The organism is Variovorax sp. V93 (assembly GCF_041154485.1).
Lineage (GTDB): Bacteria > Pseudomonadota > Gammaproteobacteria > Burkholderiales > Burkholderiaceae_C > Variovorax > Variovorax beijingensis_A.
On record NZ_AP028669.1, the window covers coordinates 2,238,528 to 2,252,766 of the forward strand.

The 14,239-nt window shown below is 65.5% G+C and carries 9 protein-coding genes; 6 read left to right on the forward strand and 3 right to left on the reverse strand.

Features of this window, described 5'->3' with window-relative positions:
• The first annotated feature begins 130 nt into the window (after window positions 1–130).
• The 5 genes from ACAM54_RS10610 to ACAM54_RS10630 all read left to right on the forward strand — a co-directional run bounded on the left by ACAM54_RS10610 (window position 131) and on the right by ACAM54_RS10630 (window position 10,142).
• Window positions 131–3,814, forward strand: a complete 3,684-nt coding sequence (locus ACAM54_RS10610; RefSeq protein ID WP_369650656.1) for a hypothetical protein — start codon at window positions 131–133, stop codon at window positions 3,812–3,814.
• 90 nt (window positions 3,815–3,904) lie between these two features.
• A complete protein-coding gene (locus tag ACAM54_RS10615) occupies window positions 3,905–5,659 on the forward strand; it encodes a type I secretion system permease/ATPase (protein ID WP_369650657.1) in 1,755 nt (584 codons plus the stop codon).
• Window positions 5,660–5,661: 2 nt separating this feature from the next.
• Window positions 5,662–7,389: a type I secretion system permease/ATPase gene (locus ACAM54_RS10620; protein ID WP_369650658.1), complete on the forward strand. Its 1,728-nt coding sequence runs from the start codon at window positions 5,662–5,664 to the stop codon at window positions 7,387–7,389.
• Window positions 7,390–7,434: 45 nt separating this feature from the next.
• The gene (locus ACAM54_RS10625; RefSeq protein WP_369650659.1) at window positions 7,435–8,808 is read left to right on the forward strand and encodes an HlyD family type I secretion periplasmic adaptor subunit; all 1,374 of its coding nucleotides are present in this window, start codon (window positions 7,435–7,437) and stop codon (window positions 8,806–8,808) included.
• Window positions 8,805–10,142, forward strand: a complete 1,338-nt coding sequence (locus tag ACAM54_RS10630; RefSeq protein ID WP_209502975.1) for a TolC family outer membrane protein — start codon at window positions 8,805–8,807, stop codon at window positions 10,140–10,142. Before ACAM54_RS10625 ends, ACAM54_RS10630 begins: the two co-directional genes overlap by 4 nt.
• A gap of 41 nt (window positions 10,143–10,183) precedes the next feature.
• Here the strand turns inward: ACAM54_RS10630 and ACAM54_RS10635 are convergent, their stop codons facing one another.
• Window positions 10,184–10,678, reverse strand: a complete 495-nt coding sequence (locus ACAM54_RS10635) for an Lrp/AsnC family transcriptional regulator (protein ID WP_209535244.1) — start codon at window positions 10,676–10,678, stop codon at window positions 10,184–10,186.
• Between the two features lie 65 nt (window positions 10,679–10,743).
• On the opposite strand from ACAM54_RS10635, the gene ilvB reads away from it, so the two are divergent.
• Window positions 10,744–12,543: a biosynthetic-type acetolactate synthase large subunit gene (gene ilvB / locus ACAM54_RS10640; RefSeq protein ID WP_369650660.1), complete on the forward strand. Its 1,800-nt coding sequence runs from the start codon at window positions 10,744–10,746 to the stop codon at window positions 12,541–12,543.
• Window positions 12,544–12,550: 7 nt separating this feature from the next.
• Here the strand turns inward: ilvB and ACAM54_RS10645 are convergent, their stop codons facing one another.
• The gene (locus tag ACAM54_RS10645; protein ID WP_369650661.1) at window positions 12,551–13,558 is read right to left on the reverse strand and encodes an alpha/beta fold hydrolase; all 1,008 of its coding nucleotides are present in this window, start codon (window positions 13,556–13,558) and stop codon (window positions 12,551–12,553) included.
• A gap of 114 nt (window positions 13,559–13,672) precedes the next feature.
• Window positions 13,673–14,149, reverse strand: coding sequence for a MarR family transcriptional regulator (locus ACAM54_RS10650; protein ID WP_309929352.1), 477 nt, complete (start codon window positions 14,147–14,149; stop codon window positions 13,673–13,675).
• Window positions 14,150–14,239 lie beyond the last annotated feature (90 nt).

Below are 14,239 nucleotides of genomic sequence, written 5' to 3' on the forward strand. Positions count from 1 at the left end.
GCGGGCCCGCGGTTCAGCATCGTCTCCCCTCTGCCGACAAGTGAACCTGGTCAATTGCCAGTGAACGCAGTTCCTCTCGAGTTGCGCTGTTCTCCGTCGGCCGTATTTTTCCTAATAACAAGGAGCGTTTATGCCGCTGACTTTGACACCCGGTTCGACCGTTACCCTGGACGAAACCGACGGTTTGCAGAACCTTTTTGTTACCCCTGCCCCAACGGAAGACAGTAACGACAATGACACCGCGCTTGCGCTGCCGGCCGCCTTCACCAGCCGCCTGACCACCCAGGGTGCGGGAACCCCGACCAAAGTCGCCTTGAGTGGCTATACCGGGAGCAACACCGGCACCAACGCAATCACGCTCAGCGGGACCGGCGCCTTCTCCGGCATGGCGTTCACGGACGCGGGCGGCGCTCCGCTCGCTGGCTTGGACAGCGGCCTCAATACCGCCGACGGCGAAGACATCTTCCTGTTCACCGACACGACCAACAACAACGTCGTCTACGGGAAGACCACCGCCGGTGTCGTCGTGTTCGCGGCCTACCTGGAGGAGACGGGAACCCCGGTGACGGGCGCGAAGATCTGGATGGTCCAGTATGAAGCGATATCGAACCCCGATGCGGCCAACCCCGACGATGCAGTCAACCTGCTCAACAAGGTCTTCGTCAGTGTCAGCCAGGATACGGAGTTCAATCTCGAAGGTGCGCCATCAGGCAATAACCTGTTCCTGATGTTCACGAAGACCGATCCGACGATCGTCGATGGCCGGATTTCCGACGTGACGATCATCGCGACGGGCAAGGACCCGGCAAACCAGTCCGGGCCCGATCCCGACAGCACCGCAGACGACGTCAACATCAACACGGGTGACACGATCGTTAGCAGCCAGGCTGGTGGCGCGGACAACGTGACCACATTCGGCACCAACAGCCAGATGATCACGGAGCAGGAGGGCATCCGATTCACGTTCGTGACCGGCGCCAGGGCGGACGTCACCATTCCGGAACTGAGCCAGACCGAGGCCAACCGGGAGTCGAATATCGACTTCACTGCCATGTTCGGAGCGAGGACTGCCGATTTCGACATCGTGCAGTTGCAAAGCGGAAAGAGTGCCCAGGTCAAGATCACCGCATACAACACGGCGGTCGAGTCAGCCAACAGCTTCATCGACGGCTATGCGAACGACACGACGGTTGCGATCACGAGCGTGCGCGTGCTCGACTCCGTCACCGGAGCGGTTCTTGAAAGCTTTTCGGGTGGCGCCGAGGGCGGCGCGAGTTCGACCATCGTCATATCCATCACGGGCGGCGTCGCGACAATCACCGGCGTCAAGGCCGGCTACTCGATCGAATACACGACGTCGGCGGACCACAACCGCGTACTCATCGAAAACGGGGCGGCCACCAATGCCTCGGGCAACACCCACGCGGACTTCGACATCGGCGGCTTCCGGCTGCTGCAGGTTTCCAGTGCGACGGCAGAGGTCGGCTCGCAGATGAACTTCGAGGACGACGGGCCGTCCATCGTGCTGGCGACGCCCACCGACACCGCGCTGGTCAACACGCAGGACGCCGACACCATCGGCGCCGCGACCGACTCCGCCACCACGAACTTCGCAACCGCCTTCGGCACGACGTCGAGCAGCTATGGCGCCGACGGAGCAGGAACCACCAACCCGGCCTTTGCGCTCGGCGTGAAAACGCAAGGTGGCGACTCGGGGCTCAAGAGCGATGGCGCCACCATCTACCTGTATCTGGTGAGCAGCAAGGTCATTGGTTCGACCTCCGCCACCGAAGCCGGAATTCTTGCCACCAACACCATTTTCGACCTGGCCGTGAGCGCAAGCGGCTCGGTGACGCTGCAGCAGTTCGCCGAGATCGACCACGCACTTCCAGGGTCATCGTCGAACTACGCGGACCAGGAGGCCACGATGGCCGACGACCTGGTCACGCTCAGCGATACGGTGACGATCACCGACCAGGACGGCGATACCGCGAGCGACGCCAAGCTGCTCAACATCGGCGCCAACATCAGGTTCGACGACGACGGCCCGTCCGTCGTGCTGGCAGCGCCCACCGACACGGCGCTGGTCAACACGCAGGACGCCGACACCATCGGCGCCGCCACCGACTCCGCCACACAGGACTTCTCGACCGCCTTCGGCGTGACCTCGAGCAGCTATGGCGCCGACGGGGCGGGCACCACCGCCTCGGCCTTCGCGCTCGGCCTGTCCACGCCGGGCGGCGCGTCCGGACTCACGAGCGACGGCGCGTCCATCAAGCTGTACCTGGTGGGCGGGAGTGTCATCGGTTCGACGGCCGCCACCGCGGGCGCCATCACGGCTGGCAACACCATCTTCGACCTGGCCGTGAGCGCAACCGGGTCGGTGACCTTGCGGCAGTTTGCGGAAATCGACCACGCGCTACCGGGCGTGGGGTCCAACTACGCGGCCCAGCAGGCTACGCTGGTCGACACCTTGATCACCCTCACCAACACGGTGACGCTCACCGACGGGGATGGCGACACCGCGACCGATTCCAAGGTGCTCAACATCGGCGCCAACATCAAGTTCGACGACCACGGCCCGACGGTGACCGCCATCTCCGACCTCACCGGCGCGAACGACGCCCAGCCCATTGCCGGAACCTACAACTTCTCCGTGGGCGCGGACGACGTGGACAACGCGTCGACCGACGGCATCGTGCTGACCGGCCTGACCGGAACGACCGCCGGCGGCCGGGCCATCACCGATGCGGCCGTCGCGCACTTTGCGGAAGACGCCACCACGGTCACCTACCACTTCAGCTTCAACTACTACCCCGGGCCCACGTCGACCACCACGCAGGCGGCAACCGGCACGGTCATCTTCAACAAGACGGACGGTACTTACAGCTTCGACCTGGACCAGGTCTTCGGAGGACAAACGACGTTCTCCACGAGTGCGCCGCTGGCCTCCTTCAACTACGACACGGAAGGCAACAATTCGCCCGAGATCGTGGTCCAGCAGTACAGCAGCGACTTCTTCGGCGTGCTGTCCGCGAGGGCGGCCACGCCTCCGAGCGACACCAGCGACCTGGTGTCGGGCAACGATCACGCGTTCACGGTGGGCGAAACCTTCAACAGCGCAAGTGCGGGTTTTGTCAATGTCGCGACCAACACCCTCGGCGTGAACTCCGACACCGTCCAGGCTGGCGAGTTGCTGAACTTCGACTACTACAGGTCGAATCCGGTGAGCAACCCCACTGTGACGAGCCCGCCGCCACGGCCCGATGCGACGATCGTCGGGACGGACAGGGCCTATGCCGACGCGATCAACATCACGATCGACCAGATCACGGATGGCGAAGACGTGGCCGTCCTGCTGAAGCTGGTCAACAAGACGACCGGCACCCCCACGACCACGCTCCTGATCGCCAATTCCGCATCGGACTATCAGTCCGCCGGAGGAGGCATGAAGATCGTCAGCATCGGTGTGGACGACTACGACAGCGCCCACTACCAGATCGCGGGCGTGCAGGTCATGAGCAGCACCGAAGACGTCACCGGCACGGGCGTCAGCCTGAGTACCCACGGCTCGGTGAACCTGACCGCGGCCGGCTCGAACTATGCCGATACGTCGGACAACGACGTGTTCAAGATCATCAAGATCGACGTGATCACATCGACGACCATCAATTCGGACGTGGATCTGAACTTTACAGGCCAGTTGATCGACGGCGACGCCGACTACGCGAACTTCGACTTCGATGTCCACCTTGAGATCGATGGCGTGGCCAACCTGATCGGCACAGCCACCCAGCAGACGGAGGCTGTCTAGCGAGCTCTCGGGCAAGGGGGCGGCAGGAATGCGCCCCCTTGCCACCCGGCCTGTGCCCAGGCGTATCAATTGTCGAACCTGCGAGGTGCCATGAAACCTCAGGAAAAGTCTGGCGAACTGCGCCAGGCGGTGACAGCGCTCAACGCCTACTTCGTACGGGCGGCCTGGTTCAGTGTGTGCTCGGGTCTTCTCTTGCTGGCTCCGAGCGCGTACATGCTCGAGGTGTATGGCCGGGTCGTGAGCAGCCGCAGCCCGCTCACGCTGGCCATGCTGACCTTGCTGGTTCTGGCCGCCTACGGCCTGATGGAAGTGCTCGACTGGGCGCGCGCCGAAGTGATGTACCGGGCCGGGCAGAAGCTCGATCAGAAGCTGCGCAACCGGGTCTTCGCCGCCATTTTCGAAGCCGGTCTCAAGCGCTTGCCGGGCGGCACCGTGCAGCCGCTCAACGACCTTCGCACCTTGCGGGAGTTCCTGTATTCACCGCCGTTGCTGGCGCTGATGGAAGCGCCGGTTGCGCTGGTCTTCATGGGGCTGATGTTTGCCATCAGCCCCGTGCTGGGCTGGTCGGCCGTGGTGGGCTCGCTGTTGCAGGTGTTCGTGGGCTGGCTCAACGACCGGAACACGCGGCCGCCGCTGGTGTCGGCCAATCGATGCGCGATCGAAGCGCAGCAGTACGCGGATGCTGCGCTCCGGAACTCGCAGGTGATCGAGTCGATGGGCATGCTGCGGGACGTCCATCGCCGCTGGATGGGCAAGCGGCGCGATTTCCTGCAGCGCGAGGCCTTGGCCTCGGACAACGCCGGCGCCTACCAGGCCGTCAGCAAGTTCATGCAGGTCACCATGGGTTCCCTGTTGCTCGGCCTGGGTGCCTGGCTGCTGTTGAAGAACCAGCTCAACGGCGACGCTGGAATGATGGTGGTCGGCTCGATCCTGGGCGGCCGGGCCTTGGCGCCGCTGGTGCTGCTGGTGGCGCAATGGCGCATGGTGGTCCACGCGGGCGATGCATGGCAGCGGCTGGGCAGCCTGTTGAGCGCCATCGCGCCGCGGTCCGAGACGATGTCCTTGCCGCCGCCCAAGGGCGCGCTGCAGGTCGAAAGCCTTGTCGCAGGCGCTCCAGGCGGAGGCTCGGCCATCCTGAAGAACGTGGCCTTCAGCCTGTTGCCTGGAGAGGTGCTTGCCGTCGTGGGGCCCTCTGCCGCGGGAAAGACGACACTGGCACGCCTCATCGTCGGACTTTGGCCGGCCGCGAGCGGCAAGGTACGGCTGGACGGCGCGGACGTGTTCGCGTGGGACAAGGCCGAGCTCGGCCCGCACATCGGCTATCTGCCCCAGGACGTGGAGTTGCTCGAAGGCACCCTGGCCGAGAACATTGCGCGCTTTGGGGAGGTGCGGCCTTCGAAGGTCAGGGAAGCCGCGTCGGCCGTCGACCTGCATGCCTACATCACGAGCCTTCCGCTGGGATATGACAGCCCCGTCGGAGCCGATGGCGCGGTGCTGTCGGGCGGGCAGCGGCAGCGGGTTGCATTGGCGCGCGCTCTTTACGGCGAGCCCGCGCTGGTGGTGCTCGACGAACCGAATTCGAGCCTCGACGACGCCGGCGACGCCGCATTGACGGCCGCCATCCTGAAACTCAAGGCGCGCGGCACCACGTTCGTCGTCATGACGCACCGCACCAGCGTGCTGGCGGTGGCCGACAAGATGCTGGTGCTGTGCGATGGCGCGATGCAGGCCTTCGGCGCACGCGACGAGGTATTGGCCGCGCTGCGCAAAGCCGGCGAGCAGGCGATGGACCGCGTGCGCAAGGCGGCAAACGCCGCGAGCGTGGCGCCAGAGGCGAGCCCATAGCCATGAACAAGGCTTCGTTCTTCGACCGCAGCGAACTGGCGCGCGCTCTTTGGGGGTTCCGAAGAGAGTTCCTGCTGGTCGGCTCGCTGAGCTTCCTGGCCAACCTGCTCATGCTCGCGCCGACGCTCTACATGCTGCAGGTATTCGATCGCGTGCTGTCCAGCCAAAGCGAACTGACCTTGCTCGCGCTGTCCTTGATCACGCTGCTCCTCTTCGTGGCGCTGGCCCTGTCGGAATGGCTGCGCTCGCGCCTCCTGGTGCGGGCCAGCCTGCGTTTCGACCGGCAACTGAGCACCCGGGTGTTCAACGGAAGCTTCCAGGCCTATCTCGGCCAGCCGGCCTCCAGCAAGTCCAGGCCCTTCGCAGACCTCAACCAGATCCGCCAGTTTCTCACCGGCCCGGGTGTCTTTGCGCTCTTCGATGCGCCCTGGACGCCGATCTACATCGCGGTGATCTTCTTTCTTCATCCCTGGCTCGGGCTCCTCGCGCTGGGGTTCGCGCTGGTCCAGGCGGCACTGGCCTGGTTCGGACAGAGGCAGACCGTCGCGCCATCGGAAGAGGTCCTGAAAGCCGCGGGCGAGACGATGGGCGACCTGCAGAGCAAGCTTCGAAACATCGAGGTGCTCGAATCGATGGGCATGGTCGCCAATCTGCAGAAGCGCTGGAATCGCCAGCATGCGGCCTTCATGGACAAGGGCGCCCTGGCGCAGGGCTTCATCAACCGCGTTGCCGGCTGGAGCAAATTCATACGCTACAGCCAGCAGTCGCTCGCATTGGGGGCAGGCGCGCTGCTGGTGATCGATGGCCAGTTGTCGCCAGGTGCCATGATTGCGGCGAACGTGCTGATGAGCCGCGCACTGGCGCCGATCGACCAGCTGGTCGGCACGTGGCGTGGCTTTGTCTCTTGCCGCAGCGCATTCCAGCGCCTCGAAAGACTGCTGGACGAATTCCCCGAGCGGGACCGTGTCCCTTCCCGGGCCGGACCGACCGGCACCATCAGCTTGCAAGCTGTCTCTGCGGGGGCGGCGGGGCGAGCGACACCTATCCTCAAGAATATTTCGTTTGCGGTTCCCGCAGGAACCGTGGTCGCGGTGCTGGGCCCCTCGGGCTCGGGCAAGTCGACGCTGGCAAAGGTGATGGTGGGCATCTGGCGCGCATCTTCCGGCTCGGTACTGCTCGACGGGGTGCCGATCGGTGGCTGGAACCGCCAGGAGCTGGGGCCGCATATCGGCTATCTGCCGCAGGACGTGGAGCTGTTCAGCGGCACCATTGCGGAAAACATCGCGCGGCTCGGCGAGACCGACTCGCGCAAGGTGATCGAGGCCGCAAGCAGCGCCGGCATGCACGAGACGATCCTGCGTTTCCCCAAAGGCTACGACACCCCCATCGGCGACGCGGGCAGCCTGCTTTCCGGCGGGCAGAGGCAGCGCATCGGGCTGGCGCGTGCGATCTATGGCGACCCTTCGCTCATTGTCCTGGATGAGCCGAATGCCAACCTCGACGACGCCGGGGAGGCCGCACTGGTGTGCGCCATACGGCAGTTGAAGGCCAAGGGAAAAACGGTGTTCCTGGTGACGCATCGCCAAGGCGCGGTTTCCGTGGCCGACCGCCTCATGGTCCTGAGCGATGGCGTGCTGGCCGCAGACGGGCCGCGCGATGCCGTGCTCGCGTCTTTTCGTCGCCCGCAGCCTGCGGTGCGAACGGCGGCCCTGGTAGTGCAGTCGGCTTGAGCCGGCGCCTTCCTCCAGCCATCGATTCATCTCCGGGAGCTTCAAATGGCCAAATCGAATCTTCTCAGGGACGTCACTTCCAACCCCGCGCCGTACGAGGACAACGACCCGTCGCAGGACGATGCAAATGGCCTCAGGAACGAGTTCGGCCGTGCAGGGCGCATCGGCGCGTGGGCACTGGCTGCCGGATTCGGCGGCTTTCTGCTGTGGGCTGCATTTGCGCCGCTGGACGAGGGCGTGCCGAGCCAGGGGCAGGTGGCCATCGACACCAAGCGCAAGGCTGTCCAGCACCAGATCGGCGGCATCCTCAAGGAGGTGCGGGTGGGCGAGGGCGATCAGGTCCAGGAGGGCCAGTTGCTGTTCAAGCTCGACGACGCCGCGGCCCGGGCGAGCTTCGAGACCGTGCGGCAGCGGTATCTGGGCTTTCGCGCCATACAGAGCCGGCTGCTGGCGGAACAGGCCGGCCAGAACACCATCGACTTTCATCCGGACCTGCAGGCGGCGGCCTCGGACCCGCTGATCCGGCAGCAGATGTTCAACCAGGAGCAACTGCTCAGGTCACGCCGTGCCGCCTTGCGCGCCGACCTGCAATCGATCGAGGAGAACATCCAGGGCCAGCAAGAGCTGTCGCAAGCCTACTCAAGCATGTTGGGCAGCCGCCGAACCCAGCTGTCGCTTCTCAACGAAGAACTGGGCCAGACGCGCAAGATGGTCGGCGAAGGCTTTGCCCCGCGCAATCGCCAGCTGGAGATGGAGCGCCAGGTTGCGGAATCGAACACCGCCATCGCCGAACTCATCGGCAACATGGGCCGGGCGCGGCGATCGATCGCGGAGCTTCGCCAGCGTGCCATTGCGAGGCAGCAGGAGTACCACAAGGAGGTGGAAACCCAGCAGGCCGAAGTCAGCCGCGAAGTGCTTGGAGATTTCGAGAAGTTCGTCGCCTTGCGCGATGAGCTGGGCCGCACCGAGATCCGCTCGCCCGCTTCGGGCCAGGTGGTGGCGCTGGTGGCGCAGACCGTTGGCGGCGTGGTCGCGCCGGGGCAAAAGCTGATGGACGTGGTTCCTGCCAACGAGCCCTTGCTGCTCGAGACCCGGGTGCCGCCTCACCTGATCGACCGCATCCGCGCCGGCATACCGGTGGATGTGCGCTTCTCGAGCTTTGCCCATTCTCCGCAGCTCGTGGTGCAGGGCAGGCTGGTTTCGGTCTCCGGCGACTTGTTGACCGACCCGCAGACCAACGCGAGCTACTTTCTTGCACGGGTGGCCGTGACGCAGGAGGGCCTGAAGAAGCTCGGCAAGCGTTCGCTGCAGCCGGGCATGCCGGTCGAGGTGGTCTTCAAGACGGGGGAGCGCTCGCTGCTCGTCTACCTCTTGCATCCGCTCACCAAGCGCATCGCCGCCTCGATGACGGAAGAATGAAGGTGAAGAAGCACCTGCTGGCGTTCGCTGCTGCCGCCGGCCTTCTCTGCGGGCCGGCCTGGTCGCTCGACTTGTCGCAGGCCTATGGGGAAGCACTGGCACAGGACTCGACGATCCGCGCGGTTCGGGCGGCCACGGACGCCCGGCGCGAACGCCTGCCGCAGGCCCGCGCGCAACTGCTTCCCAATTTGTCGGCGAGCGTCTCGCGCTACCGGAACTGGCTGGAAAGAACGTCGCCGGATGCCTCCGGGCAACTCGTCACGGCCAACCTGCGCTACACCAGCAGCAGCGAGGCGCTGACCTTGAGGCAACCCCTCTTCCGCATGTACCAGATGGCCGACTACCGCCAGGCGCAGGCCCAGGTCGACGATGCCGAGGCAACGCTCGAACGCGAAACGCAGAACGTCGGCGTTCGGGTGAGCGGCGCCTATTTCGAGGCGCTCCTGGCCGAGGAACATCTTGCGCTGGTGCTGGCGCAAAAGACCGCCTACACGACCCAGTTCGATGCCGCGCAGAAGCGGCTTGGCGCAGGGTTCGGCACGCGCACCGACATCGACGAAGCACGTGCGGCGCTGGACCTCAACCTGGCGCAGGAACTCGAGGCACGCCAGAACCTGGACTTCACGCGCAGGCAGATCCAGAGCCTGGTCAATCGCCCTATCGACAGGCTGGCGCCGCTGGATTCGTCCAGGATGCGGCTCGTTCGGCCGTCGCCCGACAGGCTGGAAGACTGGGTCGAACAGGCCGAGATCAACAGCCCGGAACTCCAGTCGCTCGCCGCGCAGGTGGAAGCGGCCAGATACGAGTTGGAGAAGGCACAAGCCGGCCACTACCCGACCCTGGACGCCATTGCCCAGTGGTCCCGCAACGACAGCGACACGATCAACAACATCAAGACCCGCTACAGCAACAAGTCCATCGGCTTGCAGCTCAGCATTCCTCTTTATTCGGGCGGCCATGTGAGTTCGACCGTGAGGCAGGCAATCGCAGGGCAGCAGCGTGCAGAAGAGGCGCTCGAGGCCCTGCGCCGCGACCTGGGGGTACGGCTGCATCGGGAGTTCCGCGGCGTGACGGAAGGCGTATTGAGGGTCAGGGCCCTCGAACAGGCGGTGCGTTCCGCAGAGCAGGTCGTCATCTCGAATCGCCGCTCGTTCGAGGCCGGCAGCCGCACCTTGCCCGACGTGCTGAACGCAGAGCAGCAGAAGGTCTCCGCCCAGCGTGACCTGGCGCAGGCCCGCTTCGTCTACCTGATGTCGCGGATACGCTTGCAGGCGCTCGCGGGCGGTGCCAAAGCCGAGGTCATCGACGAGATCAACGGCTGGCTCGTACGCTGACGCCTGCAGCAATCCGGTCCCGCGTGCGCGCCCCGGCCCCCTCAGATGACGGGTACGCTGGTCTCTTTCAGCACGCGCAGCACGAAGTGCGACTTGCTGTGGCGGATGCCCGGGATCTTGTAGAGCTTTTCGCGCAGCAGCCGTTCGTAGTCGCGCGTGTCGCGCACCGCGATGCGGATGTAGTAGTCGTAGTCGCCCGACACCAGGTAGGCCTCCTGGATCTCTGGAATGGTGGCGAGCACGCGGCCGAAGTCGTAGAGCGTTTCGTCGGTGTGGCTTTCGAGCGTGACCTGAACGATCACCGAGTCGTGGTAGCCGAGCTTGGCCGGGTCCACGTCGATGGTGTAGCGCTTGATCACCCCGTGGGCCTCGAGCTTCTTGATGCGCGTCCAGCAGCTCGTGGGCGACAGGCCGACCTCGCTGCCGATCTCCTGCAGGGTCTTGCGCGAGTCGAGCAGCAGCACCCGCAGGATCGCCATGTCGATCTTGTCGAAAGATCCTTCTTCGTTGGAGGCTGTTTTCCGAAGGGTTTTCATGAATTGGACCGAAAGAGCCAAAAGAAAGAAGCAAATTCTGCATCAGAAGCGGAAGAATCGACGGCATGCGACTGCTCGACCTTCCCCTTCCGTCCTCCCTGGCCCTCCACGCCGCGGCCCATGAGGCTCCCAATCCCGCCGCGCGCGTGCGCAACGGCGCTGAGGCCCTGCTCGACACGCTGGTCGCGTGCGGCGTCGACACCATCTTCGGCTACCCGGGCGGCGCCGCGCTGCCGCTGTATGACGCGCTGCACGGCGAACCGCGGCTGCGCCATGTGCTGGTGCGCCATGAGCAGGCCGCAGTGCATGCGGCCGAGGGCTATGCGCGCAGCACGGGGCGCGTGGGCGTGGTGCTGGTCACCTCGGGGCCGGGCGTGGGCAACACCATCACGGGGCTGCTCGACGCCCTGAGCGATTCGGTGCCGGTGCTCTGCATCAGCGGGCAGGTCGCGACGGCGGTGATCGGCACGCAGGCCTTCCAGGAGAGCGATGCGCTGGGCATGTCTCGCCCTGTCACCAAGTGGAACCAGCAGGTGCGGGCGGCGGACGATGTGCCGGCGCTGGTGCGCCGCGCGCTCGAGATCGCTGCCTCGGGCCGGCCGGGGCCGGTGCTGCTCGACGTGCCGAAGGACATCCAGCTCGCGCGCCTCGCACACGGCACCGCGTCGAGGCCGCTGCGCGCGTTGCGCACGGGCAGGGCGGCGCTGCCGCCGAAGGCGATGCTGCAGCGCGCAGCCGACCTGCTCTCCACCGCACGGCGGCCTGTGCTCTATGGCGGCGGCGGGCTGATCAACTCGGGGCCGGCCGCCTGCGAGGCTTTCGCGCAGCTGGTGCAGCGCCTGCATGCACCGTGCACGCTCACGCTGATGGGGCTCGGCGCCTTCCCCGCGTCCGATCCGAAATTCATCGGCATGCTGGGCATGCACGGCATGCTCGAAGCCAACCTTGCAATGCACGAGGCCGACCTGGTGGTGTGCGTCGGTGCGCGCTTCGACGACCGCGTGACGGGCAAGCTCGACGAGTTCTGCCCGCACGCGCGCAAGATCCACATCGACATCGACCCCGGCAGCATCAACAAGGTGGTGAAGGTCGATGTGCCCATGGTGGGCGACTGCGCCGCGATCCTCGAGGCCGTGCTCGCGCTGCTGCCGGCCGAAGGCCTTGCGCCCGGGCGGCTTGCACCCTGGTGGGAACGCATCCAGCGCTGGCGCGCCGAGCAGTGCCTGCGCTTTGCGCCGCGCGGCGATGCGATCCTGCCGCAGCAGCTGATGGCGTCGCTGCAGCGCGCCATCGCGGGGCGCGACGCGATCGTGTCCACCGACGTGGGCCAGCACCAGATGTGGGCCGCGCAGTACCTGCGCTTCGACCGCCCGCGCCGCTGGCTCACCTCGGGCGGCGCCGGCACCATGGGCTATGGGCTGCCCGCGGCCATCGGCGCCCAGATCGGCCACCCCGATGCGCTCGCGGTCTGCGTGAGCGGCGATGCCTCGGTGCTCATGAACATCCAGGAGCTTTCAACCGCCGTACAGCATCGCGCGCCGGTGAAGCTGGTGCTGTGCAACAACGGCTACATGGGCATGGTGCGGCAGTGGCAGGAGCTCAACCATGGCAACCGGCTGAGCCACAGCTGGAACGAGGCGCTGCCCGACTTCGTGGCGCTGGCCAAGGCCTTCGGCTGGGGAGCGCGCCGCGTGTCGGAGCCGGCCGTGCTCGAGGCTGCGCTGGCCGAATGCCTGGCCAGCGAAGGCCCGTTCTTCCTCGACGTGCAGGTCGCGGCGCAGGAGAACTGCTTTCCGATGATGCCGGCCGGGTGTGGGCACCACCGGGTGATGCTCTCGAAGGACCGGTGGTACGAAGAGGCCTGAGGTACGCTCAGGACTTGATGAACGCCAGCAGGTCGGCGTTGAACTTGTCCTTGTGCGTGTCGGTCAGGCCGTGCGGCGCGCCAGGGTAGACGATGAGCTTGCTGTTCTTCACCAGCTTGGCCGAGGCCAGGCCCGAGGCGCCGATCGGCACGATCTGGTCGTCGTCGCCGTGGATGATGAGCGTGGGCACGTCGAACTTCTTCAGGTCTTCGGTGAAGTCGGTTTCCGAGAACGCCTTGATCGAGTCATAGGTGTTCTTGTGGCCGCCGAGCATGCCCTGCGCCCACCACGAGTCGATCAGTCCCTGCGAGACCTTGGCGCCCGGCCGGTTGAAGCCGAAGAAGGGGCCCGAGGGCACATCTTTATAGAACTGCGAGCGGTTGGCGAGCTGCGCTGCGCGCAGGCCGTCGAACACTTCCATCGGCAGGCCGCCGGGGTTGGCGGCCGTCTTCAGCATCTGCGGCGGCACGGCCGAGATCAGCGCAGCCTTGGCCACGCGCTTGGTGCCGTGGCGGCCGATGTAGCGCGCCACCTCGCCGCCGCCCGTCGAGAAGCCGACCAGCACGACGTTCTTCAGATCCAGCGTTTCGATCACCGTCGCCAGGTCGTCGGCATAGGTGTCCATGTCGTTGCCGTTCCAGGGCTGGCTCGAGCGGCCGTGGCCGCGGCGGTCATGCGCCACGGCGCGGTAGCCCTGCGATGCAAGGAACAGCATCTGCGATTCCCAGCTGTCGGAATTGAGCGGCCAGCCGTGGCTGAACACGACAGGCTGGCCGGAACCCCAGTCCTTGAAGTAAAGCTGGGTGCCGTCCTTGGTGACGATGGTGTTGCTCATGGTCTGCTTTCCTTTCGAAGAGGCGTGAACCGCGCCGGCTTTCGGCGCGGCGGTGGAAGCGGCGGATGCCGCCCTGGAGAAGCCGGTCGCCACGAGGGCTCCGGCTGCAATGGAAGCGCCGCCGGCCAGCAGGTTGCGGCGAGTCGGAGTGGCGGTGAGATTCTTGCTGTTTGCGGACATGGTGCGTTCCTTTTTTGACGTCTTGGTTGATGCGGATTAAAACTATCGTTCGTATTAATATCGCGTGCGATATAAAAGGGAAAAAGAAGCAGGAAGGCGGATGCGGCAGGGCCATCACGCGTTCCTGTCGAGGTTGGAACGCAGCGTTCGCAACTGCGAGCGCAGCTTGACGATGTCCTTTGGCGGCAACTCCATGGCCTGCGCGAGGCATGAAGGAAGAGCCTTGGCCTTGCCGCGAAGTGCGCGGCCTTCGGCGGTGAGCGACACGATCACCTGCCGTTCGTCCGTTGCCGACCGCACGCGCTGGATCAGGCCGCGCGCTTCGAGCCGCTTGAGAAGCGGGGTGAGGGTGGTCGTTTCGAGCGCGAGCCGTGTGCAGATTTCAGATATGTTGACGCCGTCCTGTTCCCACAGCACGAGCATGACGAGGTATTGGAGGTACGTCAGGTCCAGGTCGCGCAGCAGCCCGCGGTACACCTTGTTGAGGCTCAGCATCGTCGAATAGAGCGCGAAGCAGAGTTGCTCGTCCAGCGCCAGCGAATAGCCCTCGGGGGCATCGACGGACTTGGCGGGGAGTTGCTTGGAAGGCATGGGCCGGATGATATATCGCATGCGATCAAATTGCAAGCGATAGTCCGGCAGGTGCCCGATGGGCAACTCCCGTGTTTGTACATCTGGCGC

Coding starts and splice junctions, on each gene's coding strand:
- ACAM54_RS10610 (WP_369650656.1), top strand. CDS start 131: ATGCCGCTGACTTTGACACCCGGTTCGACCGTTACCCTGGACGAAACC.
- ACAM54_RS10615 (WP_369650657.1), top strand. CDS start 3,905: ATGAAACCTCAGGAAAAGTCTGGCGAACTGCGCCAGGCGGTGACAGCG.
- ACAM54_RS10620 (WP_369650658.1), top strand. CDS start 5,662: ATGAACAAGGCTTCGTTCTTCGACCGCAGCGAACTGGCGCGCGCTCTT.
- ACAM54_RS10625 (WP_369650659.1), top strand. CDS start 7,435: ATGGCCAAATCGAATCTTCTCAGGGACGTCACTTCCAACCCCGCGCCG.
- ACAM54_RS10630 (WP_209502975.1), top strand. CDS start 8,805: ATGAAGGTGAAGAAGCACCTGCTGGCGTTCGCTGCTGCCGCCGGCCTT.
- ACAM54_RS10635 (WP_209535244.1), bottom strand. CDS start 10,678: ATGAAAACCCTTCGGAAAACAGCCTCCAACGAAGAAGGATCTTTCGAC.
- ilvB (WP_369650660.1), top strand. CDS start 10,744: ATGCGACTGCTCGACCTTCCCCTTCCGTCCTCCCTGGCCCTCCACGCC.
- ACAM54_RS10645 (WP_369650661.1), bottom strand. CDS start 13,558: ATGTCCGCAAACAGCAAGAATCTCACCGCCACTCCGACTCGCCGCAAC.
- ACAM54_RS10650 (WP_309929352.1), bottom strand. CDS start 14,149: ATGCCTTCCAAGCAACTCCCCGCCAAGTCCGTCGATGCCCCCGAGGGC.